The organism is Streptomyces sp. NPDC042371 (assembly GCF_056437465.1).
The window spans coordinates 110,856-135,275 of the sequence record NZ_JBWKAP010000002.1 but is presented as its reverse complement, the minus strand read 5'-3'; the positions used below and the strand labels follow the sequence as shown (position 1 = coordinate 135,275).

Sequence of the window (24,420 nt, the reverse complement as noted above, 5' to 3'; positions counted from 1 at the left end):
GTACGTTTCGGCATCGAGGGAACTGCTTGACACCGAGTGCCACATCGGGCAGCTTGTGTCGTATGAGTAATCAGCGTGGCTGGACCGCCGAGCAGATCCCTGACCAGAGCAACCGAGTCATCGTCGTCACCGGGGCCAACAGCGGCCTGGGTCTCGCGACCACCCGGGCCTTGGCGCGCAAGGGTGCGCGCGTGATCCTGGCCGTGCGGGACGAGGCCAAGGGGCGGGCGGCGGTCGAGCAGATCACCGCCGAGGTCCCGGGCGCCGCCCTGGAGGTGCGCCGGGTCGACCTGGCGGACCTGGACTCCGTCCGCGCCTTCTCCGAGGATCTGCACGCGGATCACTCGCGCCTGGACGTGCTCGTGAACAACGCCGGTCTGATGGCGCCGCCGAAGCGCCTCCTCAGCCCGCAGGGCCACGAGGTGCAGTTCGCGGCCAACCACCTCGGCCACTTCGCGCTCACCGGGCTGCTGCTCGACCTCCTCGAGGCCGGGGAGGACCCCCGCGTGGTGACGGTGAGCTCGCCCAACCACCGCCAGGCCGACCTGTTCTTCGACGACATCAACGGCGAGCGCAAGTACTCGCCCATGGGCTACTACAACCAGTCGAAGCTGGCGAACGCCGTCTTCGGCTGGCAGCTCCACCAGAAGCTGACCGCGACCGGCAGCCCGGTGCGCAGCGTGCTGGCCCACCCCGGTTACACGTCCACCAACCTGCAGACGAGCTCGCCTGCGGGCATGGTGAAGTTCCTGTTCGGGCGGCTGCTGCTGCCGCTCGCCCAGACCCCGGCCCAGGGCGCGCTGCCCACGCTCTTCGCGGCGACCGACCCGAGCGTGACGGGCGGTCAGTTCATCGGCCCCGACGGCATGGGCGAGCTGCGCGGCGCGCCGAAGACGGTGGAGCTCGCGCCGCGGGCCTCGGACGCGGACAGCGGCCGCAGGCTGTGGGACCTGTCGGAGGAACTCACCTCCGTGTACTTCGCGTTCCCGGCCGCCGCCTGACCGGCGCAGGACGAGCGACGATGACTGCGAAGACCGCCGGGAGCAGCGCCTGGATCCGCCGGTACCGACCGGCCGAGCAGGCGCGGGCGAGGCTGCTCTGTCTGCCGCACGCCGGCGGCTCCGCTTCGTTCTACCTCCCGTTCGCCCGCGCGTTCGGGCCCGAGATCGACGTGCTGACCGTGCAGTATCCGGGGCGTCAGGACCGCTGGCACGAGCCGTGCGTGGACTCCGTCACCGGCCTCGCCGACGCGCTGGTCGACGAGGTACTGCCGTGGGCCGACCGGCCGTTGGCAGTCTTCGGGCACAGCATGGGCGCGATGGTCGGCTACGAACTGGCCGTCCGCCTGGAGCGGGCCGGGTCGCCGCCGCTCGCGGTGTTCGCCTCCGGCAGGCGCGCGCCGTCCCGGCTGCGCGACAACCCCTCGCCCATCCACCTGCGCGACGACCGCGGCCTGATCGACGAACTGCGGTCGCTCAGTGGCACCGACGCCCGGGTCTTCGAGGACGAGGAACTGCTGCGCAGGGCGCTGCCCGCGATCCGCAGCGACTACAAGGCGGCCGAAACCTACCGGTACGTTCCGCGCCCCCGGCTTTCGGCGCCCGTCCACGTGATCGTCGGCGCCGATGACGGCCGGGTCACGCCGGAGGAGGCGCGCGCCTGGGCCGACCACACCGCGGGCGGCTTCGGGATGGAGACCCGTCCCGGCGGGCATTTCTATCTCACGGAACAGATGTCAAGTGTGGCGGAAGCCGTTTCGAGCCGGATTCTAGCGGGACTTTTGCCGTAATCGAGCGGCGCTATTGCGGAATTGCATTTATGATGTGATCTCGATCACGACAAAATGTATTCCGGTAAACCGCCTTGTTTGAGCCAACCACCTTGTTAGGCTGAATTCCTCTTTCGGATGCGAGTCGTGCGAGGTGCAGGAAAACATGGGGGAAGTGGCCGAGGTAGACATTGCCGGCCTGCCGGCATATCCGTTCATTGGTCCGGACGACAATCCATTCATCCCGGTCACGGGGTCGGACCTGGAACGGCTCGAAGGGCCCGTGGGGAAGGTCAGGCTGCCCTTCGGGGGGTGGGCGTGGCTCGTCACCCGGCACGAGGACGTGCGGCAGCTGCTGCGGCACCCGGGCTTCAGTTCCGATCAGTACAAGCCCGGGTTCCCGGTGCTCAACCCGATCCCGCCGAAGCAGGACGACGCGTCGGGCCTGTTCATCTTCATGGACGGCGACGCGCACAGCCGGTTCCGCAAGATGCTCACCGCCGAGTTCATGATCAAGAACATCCGGCGGATCGAGCCACTCATCGAGGAGACGGTCGTCGAGGCGCTGGAGCGCCTGCAGTCGCTCGGCGCGCCCGCGGACCTGATGGCCGAGTTCGCGCTGCCCGTGCCGTCGATGACGATCTGCCACCTGCTCGGTGTCCCGTACGCCGATCACGACTTCTTCCAGGACCACAGCCGCGTCATCATGGACCGGAACTCGGGCCCCGCGGAGGTCGAGGCGGCCCTCGGCGCCCTGGCCGGTCTCCTCGGCGACCTGGTCGACGCCAAGCGGAAGGATCCGGGCGAGGACCTCCTCAGCAGGCTCACGCTGGAGCGGGTGGACACCGGCGAGCTGCGCAAGGACGAGCTCGTCAGTCTGGCCATGCTCCTGCTGGTGGCGGGACACGAGACCACCGCGAACATGATCGGCCTCTCGGCCCTGGTGCTCCTGCAGCACCCCGAGCACCTCGAAGCCCTGCGCGACGACCCGGAGCTGGCGCCGGGCATGGTCGAGGAGCTGCTGCGCTACCTCACCGTCGTGCGCACCGGGCTGCCGCGCCTGGCCATGGAGGACGCCGAGATCGGCGGTCAGCAGATCCGCGCGGGCGAGGGCGTCGTGGCGATGCTCGCGATGTCCAACCGCGACGAGTCGGTCTTCTCCGACGCCGATACGTTCGATCCGCAGCGGCGCGAGGCGCACCGCCACATGGCGTTCGGCTTCGGCCTCCACCAGTGCATCGGCCAGCCGCTGGCCCGCGCGGAGCTGCGGGTGGCACTCGTCGAGCTGGCCCGCCGCTTCCCGAAGCTGCGCTCCGAGCTCACCCTCGCCGACGTCCCGCAGCGTCCCATGGCGGTGACGTTCGGCGTGGCCGAGCTGCCGGTGACGTGGTGACGTGACGATGCGGATCACGGTGAACAGGGAGCTGTGCGCGGGCGCGGGCAACTGCGTGGCGACGGTGTCGGAAGTGTTCGACCAGGACGAGAAGGAGGGGCTCGTGCTGCTGCAGATCGCGGAACCGCCCCAGGACCTTTACGAACTGGTCGAGACGGCGGCCCAGATGTGTCCGGTGGGTGCGATCGAGATCGAGGAGCGCGTGCCCGCGTCATGACATCCGGCGCCCGCCGGGCGGCACGGCGACCGGCGCCCGCCGGGTGCCGCCCGGCGGGCCGCCGTCTCACGTTTTGGAAAATCTAAATAGGCCGGTTCGTTCTTTTCCGCTGGGTGAAATATGCGCAACGAAAAGAGGGGCCGATCAACGGGGGGTCTTCCACTTGAACCGGGGAATTCAGGCACGAATCATCATTTGTGATCCACACCCTTATGCGCGTCTCGGTATTCGAAGATCGCTGGAGAAGGATCCCACACTGTCCGTCGTGGCCGAGGTCGCCGAGCTCTCGGAGCTCCTTTCGGCGGCGGAATTGTACGATCCGGATGCCGTGGTTCTCGACGGGCAACTGCACATCGGCCACGCCCAGGAACTCGCCGGTGTCGACGCCGCCCTGGTCGTCGTGGGGGACAAGGATTCGGCCACCCGCTGGATCGGCCTCACGCAGGTCAACGTGGGTGCGCTGGTGCACTGCTACGACCCCGTGGAGGACCTCGCCGTGGCGGTCCGCAAGGCGGTCGACGGCACGGGCTACGTCTCGCCGGGCCTCAGCGGCGTACTGCTCAAGCTCACCCGCGCCATGGCCCCGCGCCACCTGTCGGCGGTGCCCACACATGCGCCGCTCACCTCCCGCGAGTCCGAGGTGCTGCAACTGGTGCGCAGGGGGCTCGCGAACAAGGAGATCGCCCGGCGTCTCGGCCTGAGTGAGAAGACGATCAAATTCCACGTCTCCAATGTGCTCGCCAAGGCCCATGTGGCCTCCCGGGCGCAGCTGATCGCGTTGGCTCCTGCCATGTGAGCGCGACGCGCTGCGCCTTGTGAACGGGGGTGCCCGCACGGTTCGTCCGTGCGGGCACCTTCGTCGTTGTACGGGGGCGGGATCCCCGTCGTTGTACGGGGTGGGGACCTGGCCGAAAGTCCAGGTTCCGCCGCCCGTACCTGCACCTAAGCCTGGTCGACGACCACCGTCCTCTGGCCGAAGTCCATACCCGGGTCCGAAACAGATACTCGCCGTATGAAGGCATCCAGGTCAGACGAGCAGAGGACGGGCGAGCCCCGCGACACCGCGATAGCAGTGATCGGAGCCTCCTGCCGAGTGCCCTCGGCGTCGACTCCGGCGGAGTTCTGGCGACTGCTCTCGGAGGGGACCGACGCCGTCTCCGCCTGGCCCCAGGAGCGCGGTCCCGGCAGCCGGTCCTGGCGCGGCGGCTTCCTCGACGACGTCGCCTCCTTCGACGCCGCCTTCTTCGGCATCGGCCCCGACGAGGCGGCCGCCATGGACCCCCAGCAGCGCCTCGCGCTGGAGCTGGTGTGGGAGGCCATGGAGGACGCCGGTGTCCGCGACGAGCGGCTGCGCGGCTCCCGCACCGGTGTCTTCGTCGGCGTCTCCTCCGACGACTACGCGGGCCTCGCCGCCCGCGGCGGTACGCAGGGACCCGGCGGCGCGCACGAGTTCACCGGCCGCCACCGCGCCGTCATCGCCAACCGCGTCTCCTGGCACCTCGGCCTGCGGGGCCCCAGCCTCGCCGTCGACGCCGCACAGGCCTCGTCGCTGGTCGCCGTCCACCTGGCCTGCGAGAGCATCCGCAGCGGGGACGCCGACCTCGCCTTCGCGGCCGGGGTGAACCTGATCCTCTCGCCGGACAGCATGCGGACCACCGCGGCGCTCGGCGCGCTCTCCGCCAAGGGGCGCTGCGCCACCTTCGACGAGGGCGCCGACGGGTTCGTACGCGGGGAGGGCGGGGGAGTCGTCCTCCTCAAGCCCCTGGACCGCGCCCTGGCGGACGGCGACCGCATCTACTGCGTCATCGAGGGCAGCGCCGTCAACAACGACGGCGGCGGCGAGCGCCTCACCGACCCCGACGCCGACGGCCAGCGCGACGTCCTGCGCCGGGCCTACGCGGATGCCGGGGTCAGCCCCGACGCCGTCCAGTACGTCGAACTCCACGGCACCGGCACGCCGGTCGGCGACCCGGTCGAGGCGCAGGCCGTCGCCGACGTCATCGCGCGCGGTGGCGCGGATGGCGACGCGGTCGGTGACGCGGTGGGTGGCCCTGGCGGCGGCGTGGGCCGGGAACCGCTGCGGGTCGGCTCGGTCAAGACGAACCTCGGTCACCTGGAGGCCGCCGCGGGCATCGTCGGCCTGCTCAAGGCCGCGCTGTCCCTGCGCCACCGGCAGCTGCCGCCCACCCTGCACTTCACCGCCCCCAACCCGGCGATCCCGCTGGCCGACCTGAACCTGAGCGTGCAGACCGCGCTGGCCGACTGGCCCGCGCCCGACGAGCAACTCGTCGCGGGTGTCAGCTCGTTCGGGATCGGCGGTACCAACTGCCACGTCGTCCTGACGGAGGCGCCCGAGACGCCCGAGGTGCCTGAGGCCGCGCGCCGCGACGCGCCGGAGCACCGCCCCACGGCCGCCCGCCCCCAGCCCTGGGTCCTGTCCGCCCGCACCGGCGAGGCCCTCGACGCCCAGGCCGCACGCCTGCTCGCCCACATCGAGCAGCACCCGGCCGCCGAAGCGACCGAAGCCGCCGAAGCGACCGAAGCCACTGATGTCGCCGAAGCCACCGAAGCCGCCGAAGCCGCCCATGTAGCCGACATCGCCAAGTCGCTCGCGGCCGGACGGTCCACGTTCGAGCACCGTGCCGTCGTCGTCGGCAAGGACCGGGACGACTTCACGGCGGCTCTGGCGCGCCTGCACGAGCAGGCCGTGAGCGGTGTCGCCGAGCCGGGCCGGACGGCGTTCCTGTTCTCCGGCGTCGGCTCCCACCGCGTCGGCATGGGGCGTGAACTGTACGAGACGTACCCGGTGTTCGCGGCGGCCCTCGACGAGGTGCTCGACCACTTCGTCCCCGGCCTCGACCTGCGCGCGGTGCTGCTCGGCGACGACGGCGACGACGGCGACGACGGCGCGGCGGCCGCGGAGGCGCTCGACGGCATGCGGTACATGCAGCCCGCCCTCTTCGCCTTCCAGGTCGCCCTGTACCGCCTGGTCACCTCCTGGGGCGTCACCCCCGACCTGCTCGTCGGCCACTCCTTCGGCGAGATCGTCGCCGCCCACGTCTCCGGCGCCCTGCCGCTCGCCCACGCCGCCGCGCTCGTCGCCGCCCGCGGTGAACTCATGGAGCAACTGCCGCCCGGTGGCGCCATGATCGCGGTCGAGGCGACCGAGGAGGAGCTGCTCACCGCCCTCGAAGGCGTCGACGACGTCTCGGTCGGCGTCATCAACGGGCCCCGCGCCGTGGTGCTCTCCGGCGCCGACGAGTCGGTCACCCGGATCGCCGGGGTGCTCGCCGCCCGCGGCCACCGCACCAGCAGGCTGCGGGTCAAGAACGCCGCCCACTCGCCGCTGATGGCCCCCATGCTGGACGAGTTCGCCCGCCGCATCCACGGCCTCGACGTCTCCGAGCCCGCCATCCCCATCGTCTCCACCGTCACCGGACAGACCGGCGCCGCGCTCACGGAGGAGTACTGGATCGGGCACCTCAGTGCCACCGTCCGCTTCCACGACGCGCTCACCGCCTGCCGCGCGCAGGGCGTGACCCGGTTCGTCGAACTCGGCCCCGGCAGCGTGCTCACCCCGCTCGTCGCGACGACCGAGACGGAACTCGCGGTGGCGCTGCAGCACCGCGACCACCCCGAACCGCAGGCGCTGCTGACCGGCCTCGCCACGGCCTGGACCGCAGGCACCCCCGTCGACTGGGCGTCGGTCGTCGGCGACGCCCGCACCGTCGACCTGCCCACGTACGCCTTCCGGCGCCGCCGCCACTGGCTCGACGAACGCCCCGCCGCCGAAGAGGCCGAACAGCACCTCAGCTCTGCGACGCTCGCCCTGCGCGACAGCATCCGCAGCGAGCCCGACGGCTTCCTGGTCCGCCGCCTCGCCGACCACCTGACGGACCTCACCGGCACCGCGGCCGTCGACCCCGACGCGACCTTCCGCGACCTCGGCCTGGACTCCGTGCTCTCCGTCGAGCTGCGCAACCGCCTCGTCTCGGCGACCGGACTGCGGCTGCCCGCGAGCATCCTCTTCGACTACCCGACGCTGCGCGACCTCGCCGACCACCTGCACGAACGCATCGTCGGCGCCCTGGACACGGCTCTGGACACCCCGGCCACCGCGACCCCGGGCGTCACCGCCCCGACCGCGGCCGACGACGACCCCGTCGCGATCGTCGGCATGGCCTGCCGACTGCCCGGCGGCATCGACTCCCCGCAGCGGCTGTGGGAGGCGCTCGCCGACGGCGTGGACGCCACGTCCGACTTCCCCGACGACCGCGGCTGGGACCTGGCGAACCTCTACGACCCGGACCCGGCCCACCCCGGCACGACGTACACGCGTCGCGGCGGATTCCTGGCCGGTGCGGGGGACTTCGACGCGGAGTTCTTCGGGATCAGTCCGCGGGAGGCCGCGGCGATGGACCCGCAGCAGCGGCTCCTCCTGGAGACGGCGTGGGAGGCCCTGGAGCGCACCGGCATCGATCCGGACTCCCTGCGCCGCAGCAGGACCGGCGTCTTCGTCGGCGCCACGAACATGGAGTACGGGCCGCATCTCGACGCCCCGACCGACGGCACGGAGGGCTTCCGCCTCACCGGAAACACCTCCAGCGTGGCGTCGGGCCGCATCTCCTACCAGTTGGGTCTTGAGGGCCCGGCGATGACGATCGACACGGCCTGCTCGTCCTCGCTGGTCGCGCTGCACCTCGCCGTGCAGTCGGTGCGCAACGGCGAGTGCTCGATGGCCCTGGCGGGCGGTGCGACGGTGCTGTCCACGCCGGGCATGTTCGTCGAGTTCTCCCGCCAGCGCGGCCTCGCCGCCGACGGCCGCTGCAAGCCGTTCTCCGACGACGCGGACGGCACCGGCTGGGCCGAGGGCGTGGGCATGCTGGTCGTCGAGCGGCTCTCGGAGGCGCGCCGCCTCGGACATGACGTTCTGGCCGTGGTGCGGGGCAGTGCGGTGAACCAGGACGGCGGCAGCAATGGCCTGACGGCACCGAACGGCCCCTCGCAGCAGCGCGTCATCCGTGACGCCCTGGCCAGTGCGCACCTGACGTCCGCGGACGTGGACGTGGTCGAGGCGCACGGCACGGGCACGTCCCTGGGCGACCCGATCGAGGCGCAGGCGCTGCTGGCTACGTACGGTCAAGGGCGGGACAGCGAGCGGCCGTTGTGGCTGGGTTCCGTGAAGTCCAACATCGGGCACACGCAGGCCGCCGCCGGTGTCTCCGGTGTCATCAAGATGGTGCAGGCGATGCGCAACGGCGTCATGCCGCGCTCGCTGAACGTCTCCACGCCGTCCCGGCACGTCGACTGGGAGTCCGGTGCCGTCAGCGTGCTGGAGACCCGCCAGGAGTGGCCCGAGCTGGAGCGGCCGCGCCGCTCGGCCGTGTCGTCCTTCGGCATCAGTGGCACGAATGCGCACGTGATCCTGGAGGCGGCTCCTGCGCCCGAAGGGGCCGTGTCTGAGGGTGAGTTGGGTCCCTCGGGTGAGGGTTCCGCGGTGGTGCCGTGGGTGTTGTCGGCGCGGAGTGAGGCGGCTCTGGCGGAGCAGGCGGAGCGGTTGCTTGCGCGGCTTGATGAGGGCGGGGCGCTGGGTCTGCGTGATGTGGGGTTCACGTTGGCGGGTGGGCGTGCGGTGTTGGAGCACCGTGCTGTCGTACTCGGCTCGGATCTTGATGAACTGAGCACTTCATTGCGTGAGTTGGCCGCTAGCCGTGAGGTTTCCGGGGTGGTGGCTGGGCGCGCGGGTGCGGGTGCTGCTGCTGGCGGTGCGGTGTTCGTGTTCCCGGGGCAGGGCTCGCAGTGGGTGGGCATGGCTCGGGAGCTGTTGGAGTTCTCGCCGGTGTTTGCGGCGCGGATGGCTGAGTGTGGGGCTGCGCTTGAGCCGTTCGTGGACGGCTGGGGTTTGTTGGAGGTCGTCCGGGAGGGCGATGAGGAGTTGCTGCGCCGGGTGGATGTGGTGCAGCCGGTGTTGTTCGCGGTGATGGTGTCGCTGGCGGAGTTGTGGCGTTCGCTGGGGGTGCGTCCTGCTGCTGTGGTGGGGCATTCGCAGGGTGAGATTGCTGCCGCGTGTGTCGCGGGGGCGTTGTCGCTGGAGGATGCGGCGCGTGTGGTGGCTCTGCGGTCGCGGGCGATTGTGCGGCTGGCTGGGCGGGGCGGGATGGTGTCCGTTCTGGCGCCTGAGGCTCAGGTTGTGGGGCGGTTGACCGACGGTCTTCAGGTGGCTGTGGTCAACGGTCCTGAGCAGGTCGTGGTGTCGGGTTCGCCGGGCGAGCTGGATGCGTTCATGGCCGCCTGTGAGGCCGATGGTGTGCAGGTGCGGCGGATCGCGGTGGATTACGCCTCGCACTCTCCCCAGGTCGAGGACTTGCGGGATGAGTTGCTGGAGGTTCTTGGGGAGATCGAGCCGCGCAGTGGTCAGGTTCCGCTGTTCTCGACCGTCACTGGCGACGTGATTGATACGGCGGTGATGGACGCGGAGTACTGGTTCACGAATCTGCGTCAGACCGTCCGGTTCGACTCCGCCCTGCACCGCCTCCTGGAGGCCGGGCACCGCGTCTTCGTCGAGTCGAGTCCGCATCCCGTGCTGGTCGGGGCAGTGACCCAGGCCGCCGAGGGCGACGGGGTTGCCGGTGTGGCGGCCGTGGGGACGCTGCGGCGGGGTGAGGGGGGCCCGGCTCGGCTGTTGCAGAGTCTGGCCGAGGTGTTCGTCGCGGGTGTCGACGTGGACTGGTCGCCGTGGGTGGCGGGTGGTCGGCTGGTGGAGTTGCCGACGTACGCCTTCCAGCGTCGTCGTCACTGGCTGCCCGCGGGGCGGTCCGTGGTGGACGCGGCCGGACTGGGGCTGCGGCCCGCCGGGCACCCGCTGCTCGGCGCCGCCGTGGCCCTCGCGCCGCAGGAAGGTCTCGTCCTCACCGGTCAGCTGTCGCTGAACACGTACCCGTGGCTGGCGGACCACGCCGTCTACGGCACGGTCATCCTGCCCGGCACCGCCTTCGTCGAGCTGGCGCTGCACGCCGGGAGCGAGGTCGGCTGCGCTGTCGTCGAGGAGCTGACGCTTGAGCGGCCGCTCGTGCTGTCGCGGGGCGCGTCGACCTCCGTACAGGTGTCGGTGGGTGCGCCGGACGAGGCGGGCCACCGGGCGATCTCCGTGCACTCGTACGTCCAGAACGCCGACGGGGACCTGGACGCCGGGACGGAGTGGGTCCGGCATGCCGTGGGCGTGCTGGCCGATGGGGCGTCGGCCGGGGTGGAGCGGCTGGAGGGCGTGTGGCCGCCGGTCGGTGCCGAGCGGGTCGACGTCGCGGATGCGTACGAGGCGCTGGCCGGGCTTGGATACGGCTATGGGCCGGTGTTCCAGGGGCTGCGCGCGCTGTGGCGCGACGGCGACGACCTGTTCGCCGATGTGCAGCTTCCGACGGAGGCCGATGAGTTCGGCGTCCACCCCGCGCTGCTGGACGCCGCGCTGCACCCGCTGCTCGCCGGGGAGATCGTCGTCCCCTTCTCGTGGAGCGGGGTGCGGCTGCATTCGGTCGGTGCCTCTGCGCTGCGGGTGCGGTTGTCGCGTGACGCGGATGGTGCCGTGCGGTTGGCGGCGTTCGACGGTGCGGGTCTGCCGGTGGTGTCGGTGGACGAGCTGCGGTTGCAGAAGATGTCGCAGGAGCAGTTGGGTGCGGCGGTCGCCGCCGGGGACCCGCTGTTCGAGGTGCGGTGGGCCGACGTGCCTGGACCGGTCTCAGGGGCGGGGGCGGATGCTTCCGACGTCGTCGTTGCTCATGTCGAGCCCGGCGGGGATGCCGGTGCACGGGTCACCGAGGTGCTGGAGACGGTTCAGCGGTTCCTCGCCGAGTCGGCGGAGGAAGCCCGGCTCGTCGTGGTCACACATGGCGGGATGACGGGCGGCACACCGGATCCGGCGACGGCCGCGGTGTGGGGCCTGCTGCGTTCGGCGCAGGCGGAGCAGCCCGGACGGATCGTGGTCGTCGATGTGCCGGACGGCGCCGAGCGTGAGGCGGCCGTCGCTTCGGCGCTGTCGAGTGGTGAGCCCCAACTCGCCGTAGAAGGCACCAGGTTGCTGGCGCCTCGGGTCATGACTGTCTCCACGGAGGCAGTCAACGCGCCGGAGTGGGACCTGGACGGCACCGTCCTGATCACGGGTGCGAGTGGCGCTCTGGGTGGGCTGTTCGCTCGGCATCTCGTGGCCGAGTACGGCGTACGTCACCTGCTGCTGGTCAGCCGTCGCGGCGCCGAGGGCTCTGAGGAGCTGGCCGCCGAACTGGCCGCGGCCGGTGCGACGGTGACCTTCGCCGCGTGTGACGTGGCGGACCGGGACGGTCTTGCGGCAGCCCTGGCGGGGATAGCGGACGATCACCCGCTCACCGCCGTGATTCACGCCGCGGGCGTGCTGGACGACGGCGTCGTCACCGCGCTCACCGCTGAGCGGGTCGACACCGTGATGCGCCCGAAGGCCGAGGGCGCCAGGCTGCTCGACGAGCTGACGCGGGGCGCCGACCTGGCCGCGTTCGTACTGTTCTCGTCCGCCGCCGGTGTGATGGGCACGGCAGGACAGGGCAACTACGCCGCCGCGAACGCCTACTTGGACGCGCTGGCCCTTGCCCGCCGTGCCGACGGGCTGGCGGCGACGTCGCTGGCCTGGGGTCTGTGGGCCAGCGACAGCGCGATGACCGCGCACCTCGACGAGGCCGACATCGCGCGGCTCTCCCGCAGCGGCCTGGGGGCCATGTCGACGTCCCAGGGCCTCGCCCTGTTCGACGCCGCGCTGGCGGCCGACCGGGCGACCATCGTCCCGGCCCGTTTCGACATGCCCGCGCTGCGCAGCCAGGCGGCCCAGGACCGGCTGCCCGCCGTGTTCAAGTCGGTCGTCCGCGCTCCCGTACGCCGGGCCGTCGCGCCCACCGCGGAGGAAGCGTCGTCGTGGGCCGCCGGGATGGCGGCGCTGGACGACGACGAGCGCCAGGAGGCACTCCTCGAAGTCGTGCGTGGGCAGGTGTCGTTGGTCCTTGGACTCGGTTCGGGTGGGTCGGTGGAGGCGGATCGTGCCTTCCGCGATCTGGGCTTCGATTCGCTGACAGGGCTTGAGCTGCGGCAGCGGTTGCAGACGGTGACGGGGCTGCGGCTGCCGTCGACGCTGGTGTTCGACTATCCGACGCCCACCGCGCTCGTCGGCTTTCTTGAGGAGGAGGTCGGGGGGACGGACGCGGGTCCGGTGGCGCCGGTCGTGTCGGCGGGAGCGGCCGCGGACGACGATCCGATCGTGATCGTGGGCATGGCCTGCCGTTTCCCGGGTGGCATCCGCTCCCCGCAGGAGCTGTGGCAGGCGACTCTCGACGGAGTCGACGGCATCTCCGACTTCCCCGACGACCGCGGCTGGGACCTGGCGAACCTCTTCGACCCGGACCCCGGTCACGTCGGTACGAGCTACTCCCGCCGGGGTGGATTCCTGTCCGGAGTGGGGGACTTCGACGCGGAGTTCTTCGGGATCAGTCCGCGGGAGGCCGCGGCGATGGACCCGCAGCAGCGGCTCCTCCTGGAGACGGCGTGGGAGGCCCTTGAGCGGACCGGTATCGATCCGGACTCCCTGCGCGGCAGCAGGACCGGCGTCTTCACCGGTCTCATGTACCACGACTACGGGACCTGGCTCGGCGAGGCGACCGAGGACGTCGAGGGCCTGATGATCACCGGCAACAGCGGTGGTGTGGCGTCGGGCCGTATCTCGTACCAGCTGGGTCTTGAGGGCCCCGCGATGACGATCGACACGGCCTGCTCGTCGTCGCTGGTGGCGCTGCACCTTGCGGTGCAGGCGTTGCGCAACGGTGAGTGCTCGCTGGCTCTGGCGGGCGGTGTCACGGTGATGTCGACGCCCACGACGTTCGTGGAGTTCTCGCGGCAGCGGGCGATGTCGGTGGACGGCCGGTGCAAGGCCTTCTCCGACGATGCCGATGGGGCGGGCTGGGCCGAAGGCGTCGGTCTGCTGGTCGTCGAGCGGCTCTCGGAGGCGCGTCGCCTCGGGCACCACGTTCTGGCCGTGGTGCGCGGCAGTGCGGTGAACCAGGACGGCGGCAGCAATGGCCTGACGGCACCGAACGGTCCCTCGCAGCAGCGCGTCATCCGTGACGCGCTGGCGGGCGCACGGCTGACCACGGCCGACGTCGACGCCGTCGAGGCGCACGGCACCGGCACCGCACTCGGCGATCCGATCGAGGCGCAGGCGCTGCTCGCTACGTACGGTCAAGGGCGGGACGAGGAGCGGCCGTTGTGGCTTGGCTCCATCAAGTCCAACATCGGGCACACCCAGGCCGCGGCCGGTGTCGCGGGCATCATCAAGATGGTGCAGGCCATGCGGCACGGCGTCATGCCGCGCACCCTGCACGCCGACACTCCCTCCCACCACGTCGACTGGACGTCCGGGCAGGTCAGGCTCCTCACCGAGAACCAGGAATGGCCGGAGCTCGACCGCCCGCGCCGCTCCGGTGTGTCGTCCTTCGGCATCGGCGGGACGAACGCGCACGTGATCCTGGAGGCGGCCCCGGCCGAGGAGACCGTGCCGACCGCGCCCCCGGCTCTGCCCGAGGCGCCCGCGGTCATGGCCGCTCCGGTGGTGCCGTGGATGCTGTCGGCCCGGAGCGAGGCGGCTCTGGCGGAGCAGGCGGCCCGCGTACAGGCACACCTTGATGAGGGTGGGGCGCCGAGTCTTCGGGATGTCGGGTTCACGTTGGCGGGTGGGCGCGCGGTGTTGGAGCACCGGGCGGTCGTGCTCGGCTCGGAGCTTGGTGAACTGTCCTCCGCCCTGGGCGAGTTGGCGGCGGGCCGCGAGGCTTCGGGTGTGGTGACCGGGCGTGCCGGGGCCAATGCCTCCGGCGGTGCGGTGTTCGTCTTCCCGGGGCAGGGCTCGCAGTGGCTGGGCATGGCCCGCGAGCTGTTGGAGTCGTCGCCGGTCTTTGCGGCGCGGATGGCTGAGTGTGGGGCTGCGCTGGAGCCGTTCGTGGACGGCTGGGGTTTGTTGGAGGTCGTCCGGGAGGGCGATGAGGAGTTGCTGCGCCGGGTGGATGTGGTGCAGCCGGTGTTGTTCGCGGTGATGGTGTCGCTGGCGGAGTTGTGGCGTTCGCTGGGGGTGCGTCCTGCCGCTGTCGTCGGGCATTCGCAGGGTGAGATCGCCGCCGCGTGTGTCGCGGGCGCGCTGAGCCTGGGTGATGCGGCGCGTGTGGTGGCTCTGCGGTCGCGGGCGATTGTGCGGCTGGCTGGGCGGGGCGGGATGGTGTCCGTTCTGGCGCCCGAGGCTCAGGTCGTGGGGCGGTTGACTGACGGTCTTCAGGTGGCTGTGGTCAACGGTCCTGAGCAGGTCGTGGTGTCGGGTTCGCCGGGCGAGCTGGATGCGTTCATGGCCGCCTGTGAGGCCGATGGTGTGCAGGTGCGGCGGATCGCGGTGGATTACGCCTCGCACTCTCCCCAGGTCGAGGACTTGCGGGATGAGTTGCTGGAGGTTCTTGGGGAGATCGAGCCGCGCAGTGGTCAGGTTCCGCTGTTCTCGACCGTCACTGGCGACGTGATTGATACGGCGGTGATGGACGCGGAGTACTGGTTCACGAACCTGCGTCAGACCGTCCGGTTCGACTCCGCCCTGCACCGCCTCCTGGAGGCCGGACACCGCGTCTTCGTCGAGTCCAGCCCCCACCCCGTGCTGGTCGGGGCAGTGACCCAGGCCGCCGAGGGCGAAGGCGTGCCCCAGGTGACCGCCGTGGGGACGCTGCGCCGCAATGAAGGGGGTCCGGCCCGGCTGCTGCAGAGTCTGGCCGAGGTGTTCGTGGCCGGTGTCGACGTGGACTGGTCGCCTTGGGTGGCGGGCGGTGAACTCGTCGAGTTGCCGACGTACGCCTTCCAGCGTCGTCGTCACTGGCTGCCCGCGGGGCGGTCCGTGGTGGACGCGGCCGGGCTGGGGCTGCGGCCCGCCGGGCACCCGCTGCTCGGCGCCGCCGTCCGGCTCGCCGGTGGCGATGACGTCGTCCTCACCGGGCGCCTGTCCCGCTCCACTCACCCGTGGCTCGACGACCACGGAGTCTTCGGCACGGTCCTGCTCCCGGGTACCGCGTTCATCGAGATGACGCTCCGCGCCGCCGACGAGGTGGGCTGCGATGTCATCGAGGAGCTGACTCTTGAGCGGCCGCTCGTGCTGTCGGCGGACGCGCAGGTGTCGGTGCAGGTGTCGGTGGGGGCGCCGGACGGCGACGGGCGCCGGACGGTTTCCGTGCACTCGCAGGTCCAGGACGTCGACGACGACGTGACCGGGGGAGCGGACTGGGTGCGGCACGCCGTCGGGGTGCTCGCGGAGGCCGGTCCCGTCCCGTCGGAGGAGCGGCTGGGGGGCGTGTGGCCGCCGGTCGGTGCCGAGCGGGTCGATGTCGCGGATGCGTACGAGGCGCTGGCCGGGCTTGGATACGGCTACGGGCCGGTGTTCCAGGGGCTGCGCGCGCTGTGGCGCGACGGCGGGGATCTGCTGGCCGAGGTCCAGTTGCCCGTGGACGCCGATGAGTTCGGCATCCATCCGGCACTCCTCGACGCCGCCCTGCATCCGCTGCCCTCGGGCGACCTGTGGGTGCCCTTCTCGTGGAGCGGGGTGCGGCTGTACTCGGTCGGCGCCTCTGCTCTGCGGGTGCGGTTGTCGCGTGACGCGGATGGTGCCGTGCGGTTGGCGGCGTTCGACGGTGCGGGTCTGCCGGTGGTGTCGGTGGACGAGCTGCGGTTGCAGAAGATGTCGCAGGAGCAGTTGGGTGCGGCGGTCGCCGCCGGGGACCCGCTGTTCGAGGTGCGGTGGGCCGACGTACCGGTGCCGAACCCGGCTTCGGGGTCGGACGCTTCCGTTGGGCTTCCGTCCGACGTCGTCGTCGCCCATGTCGAGCCCGGCGGGGATGTCCGGACGAGCGTGGCCGGAGTACTGGAGACGGTCCAGGACTTCCTCGCCGCGTCGGCCGACGACGAGGGCTCCCGGCTCGCCGTCGTCACCCGGGGCGACATCGCCACCCGGCCCGACCCGGCCACCGCGGCCGTATGGGGCCTGCTGCGCTCGGCGCAGACCGAGCACCCCGGACGCATCGTGGTCGTCGACGTACCCGCGAAGAGCGAGCCGGAGTCGGCACTCACCACCGCCCTGGCCTCCGGCGAGCCGCAACTCGCTTACAGCGAGGACAAGTTGACCGCGCCACGACTGGTGACGGTCGAGTCCGAAGCAGCGGCGTCTGCATCGTCTGCGTCGTCGGCACCGCCCACGCCGCCTGCCCCCGAGTGGAACCCGGACGGCACAGCCCTGATCACCGGAGCCGGTGGATCCCTGGGCCGACTCGTCGCCCGGCACCTCGTGGTCGAGTACGGCGTACGCAACCTGCTGCTCGTCAGCCGTCGCGGCGCCGAGGGTTCCGAGGAGCTGGCCGCCGAACTGGCCGCGATCGGCGCCACGGTGACCTTCGCCGCCTGCGACGTCGCGGACCGGGACGGTCTTGCGGCGGCCCTTGCGGGCATCGCGGACGACCACCCGCTGACCGCCGTGGTCCACGCCGCCGGTGTCCTCGACGACGGCGTACTCACCGCCCTGACCCCCGACCGCCTCGACACCGTCATGCGCCCGAAGGTCGAAGGAGCCCGCCTCCTGGACGAGCTGACGCGGGGCGCCGACCTGGCCGCGTTCGTACTGTTCTCGTCCGCCGCCGGTGTGATGGGCACGGCAGGCCAGGCCAACTACGCGGCCGCCAACGCCTACTTGGACGCCCTCGCCCACGCGCGCCGCGCCGAAGGACTGACGGCGACCTCGCTGGCCTGGGGCCTGTGGGCAGGCGGCGACAGCGCGATGACCGCGCACCTCGACGAGGCCGACATCGCCCGGCTCACCCGGGGCGGGCTCGCCCCGATGTCCGCCGCGCAGGGGCTCGCCCTGTTCGACGCGGCACTCGCCGCCGACCGCGCCAACCTGTTCCCGGCCCGCCTCGACCTGCCCGCGCTGCGCAGCCAGGCGGCGCAGGACCGGCTGCCCGCCGTGTTCAAGTCGCTCGTCCGCGCCCCGGCGCGTCGCGCGGCGGCCGCCGTCGGGGCCGGGCAGTCCTCGTCGTGGGTCGCCGACATGGCGGCGCTGGACAGCGCGAAGAGGGCCGAGGCGCTGCTCGAACTCGTCCGTGGGCAGGTGTCGTTGGTTCTCGGGCTCGGTTCGGGTGGGTCGGTGGAGGCGGATCGTGCCTTCCGCGATCTGGGCTTCGACTCACTCACAGGGCTTGAGCTGCGGCAGCGGTTGCAGACGGTGACGGGGCTGCGGTTGCCGTCGACGTTGGTGTTCGACTATCCGACGCCCACCGCGCTCGTCGGCTTCCTCCAGGAGGAGGTCGGAGGGACGGACCCGGGTCCGGTGACGCCGGTCCCCGTGGCCGGAGCCGCCGCGGACGACGACCCGATCGTGATCGTGGGCATGGCCTGCCGCTTCCCGGGCGACATCCGTTCTCCGCAGGAGCTGTGGCAGGCGACCCTCGACGGCCTCGACGCCATCTCGGACTTCCCCGTCGACCGCGGCTGGGACATCGCCGACCTCTACGACCCCGACCCCGACCGGGCCGGGAAGACGTACTCGCGACGCGGCGGCTTCCTGCACGACGCAGCCGTGTTCGAGGCCGAGTTCTTCGGGATCAGTCCGCGGGAGGCCGCGGCGATGGACCCGCAGCAGCGGCTGCTCCTGGAGACGGCGTGGGAGGCCCTTGAGCGGACCGGCATCGACCCGGACTCCCTGCGCGGCAGCAGGACCGGTGTCTTCACCGGACTGATGCCGATGGAGTACGGCCCGCCGCTGCACGAGCCCGTCGAGGGCATGGACGGCTTCCGCATGCTGGGCAGCGCGTCCAGCGTGGCATCGGGCCGCATCTCGTACCAGCTGGGTCTCGAAGGCCCGGCGATGACGATCGACACGGCCTGCTCGTCGTCGCTGGTGGCGCTGCACCTGGCCGTGCAGGCACTGCGCAACGGCGAGTGCACCCTTGCCCTGGCGGGCGGTGTGACCGTGATGTCGACGCCCACCACGTTCGTGGAGTTCTCGCGGCAGCGGGCGATGTCGGTGGACGGCCGGTGCAAGGCCTTCTCCGATGACGCCGATGGTGCGGGCTGGGCCGAAGGCGTCGGTCTGCTGGTCGTCGAGCGGCTCTCCGATGCGCGTCGCCTCGGGCATCAAGTCCTGTCGGTCGTACGAGGTTCCGCGGTGAACCAGGACGGCGGCAGCAATGGCATGACCGCCCCCAACGGCCCGTCGCAGCAGCGCGTCATCCGTGACGCGCTCGCCAGTGCGCGCCTGACGTCCGCGGACGTGGACGTCGTCGAGGCGCACGGCACCGGCACCTCGCTGGGCGATCCGATCGAGGCGCAGGCGCTGCTCGCTACGTACGGTCAAGGGCGGGACGAGGAGCGGCCGTTGTGGCTTGGCTCCATCAAGTCCAACATCGGGCACACCCAGGCCGCGGCCGGTGTCGCGGGCATCATCAAGATGGTGCAGGCCATGCGGCACGGCGTCATGCCGCGCACCCTGCACGCCGACACCCCCTCCCGGCACGTCGACTGGGAGTCCGGTGCCGTCAGCGTGCTGGCGTCCCAGCAGGAGTGGCCCGAGCTGGCGCGGCCCCGTCGCTCGGCCGTGTCGTCCTTCGGCATCAGCGGGACGAACGCGCACGTCATCCTCGAAGCGGCACCCGAGGAGGCCTCGGCCCAGGACGACGGGCAGGCCCCGCACGACGGACAGGCTTTGGGCGACGGGCAGGCCCCGGGTACCGAGCTGGCTCAGGAAGCCCCGGTCACCCCCTGGACCCTGTCGGCCAGGACCGCCGACGGACTGCGCCGACAGGCCGCACGCCTGCTCGACCGGGTCGCCGGGGACGACGCCGTCGACCCGCGCGACGTCGGCCACACCCTGGCCACGGGCCGGGCGTTGATGGACCACCGTGCCGTCGTCCTGGGCGCCGGACGCGACGACCTGACCGAGGCGCTGGCCGCCCTCGCCCGTGGCGAGGACACCCCCGCCGCCGTCACCGGGGCCGTTCCGGCCGTCGGGGCGGGCGGGCTCGCGCTGGTCTTCTCGGGGCAGGGCTCCCAACGGGCCGGTATGGGGCAGGAGCTGTATGAGCGGTACCCCGTCTTCGCGGAGGCCTTCGACGCCGTGTGCGCCGCGGTCGACACGCACCTCGACGGGTACGCCGAACACCCCCTGCGTGACGTCGTGTTCGCGCCCGATGACTCGCCGCTCGCGCCGCTGCTGCAGCAGAGCATGTACACCCAGACCGGCCTGTTCGCCCTTGAGGTCGGCCTTCTCGAACTGCTCAGGGACTGGGGAGTCACCCCCGGACACGTCATGGGCCACTCCCTCGGCGAGATCACCGCGGCGTACGCGGCGGAGGTGCTGTCGCTGTCCGACGCCTGCGCCCTCGTCGCGGCGCGCGGACGGCTGATGCAGGCCCTGCCGGAGGGCGGGGCGATGGTGGCCGTCGCGGCGGACGAGGAGGCGACCCGGGCGTACATCGAGCGGGCCGGGCTGACCGACTCCGTCGGGATCGCCGCCGTCAACGGCCCGGAGGCCGTCGTCGTCTCGGGCGACGAGGCAGCCGCCCTCGCCGTCGCCGACCACTTCCGGGCCGCGGGCCACCGCGTGCACCGCCTCGCGGTCTCGCACGCCTTCCACTCGCACCGCATGGACGCCATGCTCGACGAGTTCGCCGAGGCGATCTCCGGTCTGTCGTTCAACGCGCCCCGGATACCCGTGATCTCGAACGTCACCGGCGGTCCTGTCGACGCCGAACGCCTGTGCACCGCCCGGTACTGGGTGGAGCACGTCCGCGGTGCCGTCCGCTTCGCCGACGGTGTGCGCGCCCTCGCCGACCAGGGCGTCCGCGCCTTCCTGGAGGTCGGCGCCGACGCCGCGGTGACCCCGATGGCGCACGCCACGCTCGACGAGTGCCTCGGGGACGACGGATACGTCGCCGTGGCGGCCCTCAAGTCCGGTCAGGACGAGCCCTTCGCCCTGACCCGGGCCGTCGCCGAGACGTTCGTGGCCGGTACGCCGGTGCAGTGGCACCAGCTGCTGCCGGGCGGCCGCCGCACCGACCTGCCGGGCTACGCCTTCGCGGGGCAGCGTTACTGGCAGGACGCCACCACGTCGACGGTCGGCATCCGGGCCGCGGGCCTCACCGGCACCCGGCACCCGCTGCTCGGCGCCGCCGTGCACCTGCCCGACGGGCAGACGGTGCTGACCGGCCGCATCCTGCCCGGCGCCCACCCCTGGCTCGCCGACCACGCGATCGGCGGCACGGTACTGCTGCCCGGCACCGCCTTCCTCGATCTGGCGCTGCACGCGGGCGCCGAGACGGGCTGCCCCGTCGTCGAGGAACTGACCCTCCAGGCACCGCTGGTGCTGCCCGCCGACACCGCCGTCTACCTCCAGGTCGTCGTCGGCGCCCCCGACACGACCGGCCGCCGCACGGTCACCGTCCACTCCTCGGCCGCCCCGGCCTCCGGCACCGAGCCGCAGGTCCAGCACGCGACGGGCACCCTGGCCGACACGCCCGCGGAGCCCGGCGAGGGGTGGGACGCGCCGCCCGCCGACGCCGAGCGGATACCCGTCGACGGCCTCTACGCCGACCTGGCCGCGCGCGGCTACGGCTACGGGCCCGTCTTCCAGGGCCTGCGGACGGCTTGGCGCACGGCGGACGCCCTCTATGCGGAGGCGGAACTGCCCGCGCAGCCGGGCGCGTTCGGGATCCACCCGGCGCTTCTCGACGCGGCGCTGCACGCCGTCACGCTCGGCGTGCCGTCACTGTCCGGTCCCGGGGCCGGGTCCGGGTCCGGGTCCGGAGCCGACGGGTCGAGGCCGTTGCTGCCCTTCTCGTGGACGGGTGTGACGCTGCACGCGGCCGGGGCAGGAGCGGTACGGGTCCGGCTCACCGCCACCGCCGACGGGGCCGTCTCCCTGACCGCCGTCGACAGCGCGGGGCAGCCCGTCGTCACCGTGGAAGCGCTGCTGCTGCGGCCGATGTCCGCGGCCACGGCGCCCGGCAGTGACGGCGGGCTCCACCTGCGCTGGCGTCCGCTGACCGTTCCGGAGACGGGGGCGGGGGCGATCGCGTCCGGCACGCCCGCGTCCGGCGCGCCCGTGCCCGGGGTCACCGTTGTCGGCGTCGAGCCCGGCGGCGACGTACACGCCCGCCTGACCGAGGTGCTCGGACGCGTCCAGCGCTTCTTCGCCGACACGGCCGACGCCGACCACGGCGAAGGACGGCTCGTCGTGGTCACCCGGGGCGACATGACGGGCCGCCCCGACCCGGCCACCGCCGCCGTGTGGGGCCTGATCCGGGCGGCCAGGGCCGAACACCCCGGACGTCTGCTGCTCGTCGATCTCGTCGACGCGGACACCCGGTCCGCCGACGCCGTCGCGGCGGCCGTCGCCACCGGCGAGCCCGAGCTCGCCTGGCGCGACGGGCAGGCGTACGTGCCCCGGCTCAGCCGGACCGCTCCCGACCTGCTCCCACTGCCGGACGACGCGTCCGAGTGGCGGCTTGAGGCGACGACCGGCGAAGGCGAAGCCGGGAATCCCGCAGGCCTCGGTGGTCCCGGTGGTCCCGGTGGGCTCGCCCTCGTACCGGCCCCCGCCGCGCCCCTCGGCCCGCAGGAGATCCGAGTGGCGATGCGCGCCGCCGCCATCGGCCCCGACGACCTGACCGACGGCGACCGGACGCCCGGCGTCGAAGGCGCCGGTGTCGTGACCGAACTCGGCGCGGCGGTCACGGGAGCGGCCGTGGGCGACCGTGTCTGGGGCGTCTTCCCTGAGGGCGGCGCCCTCGCCCGTACCGCGGTCACCGACCACCGGTCCGTCGCCCCCCTGCCGCGGGCCCTGACGTTCGCCGAGGCCGCCGCGGCGGCCACCCCGTACCTCGCCGCCTGGCACGCCCTGGTGGACGAGGGCGGACTACGGGCGGGGGAGCGGGTGCTGGTCCACGCGGCCGCCGACCCCGTCGGCCTCGCCGCGGTCCAGATCGCCCGGCACCTGGGCGCCGAGGTGTTCGCCGCAGCGCCGCAGGCCGCCCACGACGTCCTGCGCGGCCTCGGCCTCGACGGCACCCACCTCACCGGGCCCGAGCCCGGCGACATCGCGCAGAGGGTGCCGGCAGGGCTCGACCTCGTAATGGACCCGCACCGCAGCACCGGCGCCGAGGTGTCGGCCGCCCTGCTGCTCGCCGCCGGAGGACGGTTCGTGGCCGCCGACGCGCGCGCCGCGCTCACCGTCCCGGACGCCGGGCGGCGGCAGGCGGTCCTCGCCGAACTCTCCGGCCTGCTCGACTCCGGGGCGCTGCGGGCGCTGCCGGTCACGGCCCACGACATACGGTCGGCCGAGACGGCGTACCGAAGCTTGTCCGAGGGCCTGTCCGAGGCCACGGACGGCGATGTGAACCACCCCCTCGGCCGCACCGTCCTGACCGTCCCCCGCCCGATCGACCCGGACGGCACCGTCGTCGTCACCGGCGCGAGCGGCACCCTCGGACGGCTCGTCCTGCGGCGTCTGGTCGCCGAACACGGCGTGCGCAACGTCCTGTTGCTCAGCCGCAGCGGCACCGAGGCGCCCCGTGACCTCCTGGACGTCCTCGACGCCCTGGAGGTCGGGGACGACGGCATCCGGATCCGTTCCGTCGCCTGCGACGTGGCGGACCGCGAGCAACTCGCCGCGGCCCTCGCGGCGATCCCCGAGGAGCATCCGCTGACCGCGGTGGTGCACACCGCGGGCGTCCTGGACGACGGGGTCCTCGCGGCCCTCACACCGGAGCGCCTCGCCACAGTGCTGCGGCCGAAGGCGGACGCGGTGCGTGCCCTGCACGACCTGACCGCCGACGCGGACCTCGCGGCCTTCGTGGTGTTCTCCTCGGTCGCCGGAGTGTTCGGCTCGGCGGGACAGGCCAACTACGCCGCCGCCAACGCCTATCTGGACGCGTACGCCGCCCGCAGGCACGCGGCGGGCGCCCCCGCGGTCTCCGTCGCCTGGGGCATGTGGGCGCAGACCAGCTCGATGACGGCCGGTCTGGGCGCCGCCGACCTCGGCCGGATCGCCCGCACCGGGCTGCTGCCCACCTCCACCGAGGAGGGCCTTGCCGCCTTCGACCTGGCGCTGACCGCGGCCACCCCCAACCTGGTCCCGGTACGCGTCGACACCGCCGCGCTCCGGACGGCGGACACCGTGCCGCCGCTGCTGCGGGACCTGGCGCCCGCCCCGCAGCGCAGGACCGCGACGAGTGCGCCGACGGCACCCGCCGAGTCGCTGGAGAGCAGGCTGCGCGGCCTCCCGGCCGAGCAGCGCACCGCGCTCCTGCTCGATCTCGTCCTGGCGGACGTCGCCCAGGTGCTCGGGCACGGCGACCCGCGCGGCCTCTCCGCCGACGGGGCGTTCCGCGACCTCGGGTTCGACTCGCTGACCGCGGTGGAACTCCGTAACAAGATCAGCGGCCGGGTCGGCGTGAAGCTCACCGCGACCGCGGTGTTCGACCACCCGAGCCCGCGCGCCCTGGTCGACCACATCGCCGCCCGGCTCACCCCGGCCCCGGCCCCGGCACCAGCGCAGGAAGCGGCTCCGGACACCGAACAGCCCGGCTACGAAGGGATCCTGGCCGACCTGGCCAGGATCGGGACCAGGCTCAACGGGCTGCACCTCACCGGCGGCCAGCGTGCCGCCCTGGCCGAGACCGTCCGCTGCCTGACCGAACCCCCGGCGCAGGGGTACCCCGCCCCGGCCGACGACGAGCCGGACCCCGCGGACCTGGAAGCCGCCACGGCCGCGGAGGTCCTCGACTTCGTCACCAAGAACCTCGGCATCTCCATCACCGGGGAGTCCACGCCCGACACACCCGCCACACCTGCCGTATCCGGCACATCGGCCAAACCCGCCATACCCGCCATAGACCAGAGTTGAGAGTGAGTTCATGCCCACCGAAAGCGAACTGCTCCAATACCTCAAGGCGGTCTCGCAGGAACTGCACG

Annotated in this window: 6 protein-coding genes; all 6 read left to right on the top strand. The window is 72.4% G+C overall.

The window, feature by feature from the left end:
- Window positions 1-62: 62 nt before the first annotated feature.
- The 6 genes from AC068B_RS06270 to AC068B_RS06245 all read left to right on the top strand — a co-directional run bounded on the left by AC068B_RS06270 (window position 63) and on the right by AC068B_RS06245 (window position 24,352).
- The gene (locus tag AC068B_RS06270) at window positions 63-1,001 is read left to right on the top strand and encodes an oxidoreductase (protein ID WP_478669421.1); all 939 of its coding nucleotides are present in this window, start codon (window positions 63-65) and stop codon (window positions 999-1,001) included.
- Between the two features lie 20 nt (window positions 1,002-1,021).
- Window positions 1,022-1,789, top strand: coding sequence for a thioesterase II family protein (locus AC068B_RS06265; protein ID WP_478669420.1), 768 nt, complete (start codon window positions 1,022-1,024; stop codon window positions 1,787-1,789).
- A gap of 262 nt (window positions 1,790-2,051) precedes the next feature.
- Window positions 2,052-3,161, top strand: a complete 1,110-nt coding sequence (locus AC068B_RS06260; protein WP_478669419.1) for a cytochrome P450 — start codon at window positions 2,052-2,054, stop codon at window positions 3,159-3,161.
- A 7-nt stretch (window positions 3,162-3,168) separates the two neighbouring features.
- Window positions 3,169-3,378 carry a ferredoxin gene (locus AC068B_RS06255; RefSeq protein ID WP_478670241.1) on the top strand — a complete coding sequence of 70 codons (210 nt, stop codon included), beginning with the start codon at window positions 3,169-3,171 and terminating at the stop codon, window positions 3,376-3,378.
- 265 nt (window positions 3,379-3,643) lie between these two features.
- Complete coding sequence (locus AC068B_RS06250; protein WP_468556898.1) at window positions 3,644-4,174, top strand: response regulator transcription factor; 531 nt, start codon at window positions 3,644-3,646, stop codon at window positions 4,172-4,174.
- A 216-nt stretch (window positions 4,175-4,390) separates the two neighbouring features.
- A complete protein-coding gene (locus AC068B_RS06245; RefSeq protein WP_478669417.1) occupies window positions 4,391-24,352 on the top strand; it encodes an SDR family NAD(P)-dependent oxidoreductase in 19,962 nt (6,653 codons plus the stop codon).
- Window positions 24,353-24,420: the final 68 nt, after the last annotated feature.

Excerpts from the sequence above, each read along its gene's own strand:
- AC068B_RS06270 (WP_478669421.1), top strand. The coding sequence starts at position 63 with ATGAGTAATCAGCGTGGCTGGACCGCCGAGCAGATCCCTGACCAGAGC.
- AC068B_RS06265 (WP_478669420.1), top strand. The coding sequence starts at position 1,022 with ATGACTGCGAAGACCGCCGGGAGCAGCGCCTGGATCCGCCGGTACCGA.
- AC068B_RS06255 (WP_478670241.1), top strand. The coding sequence starts at position 3,169 with ATGCGGATCACGGTGAACAGGGAGCTGTGCGCGGGCGCGGGCAACTGC.
- AC068B_RS06245 (WP_478669417.1), top strand. The coding sequence starts at position 4,391 with ATGAAGGCATCCAGGTCAGACGAGCAGAGGACGGGCGAGCCCCGCGAC.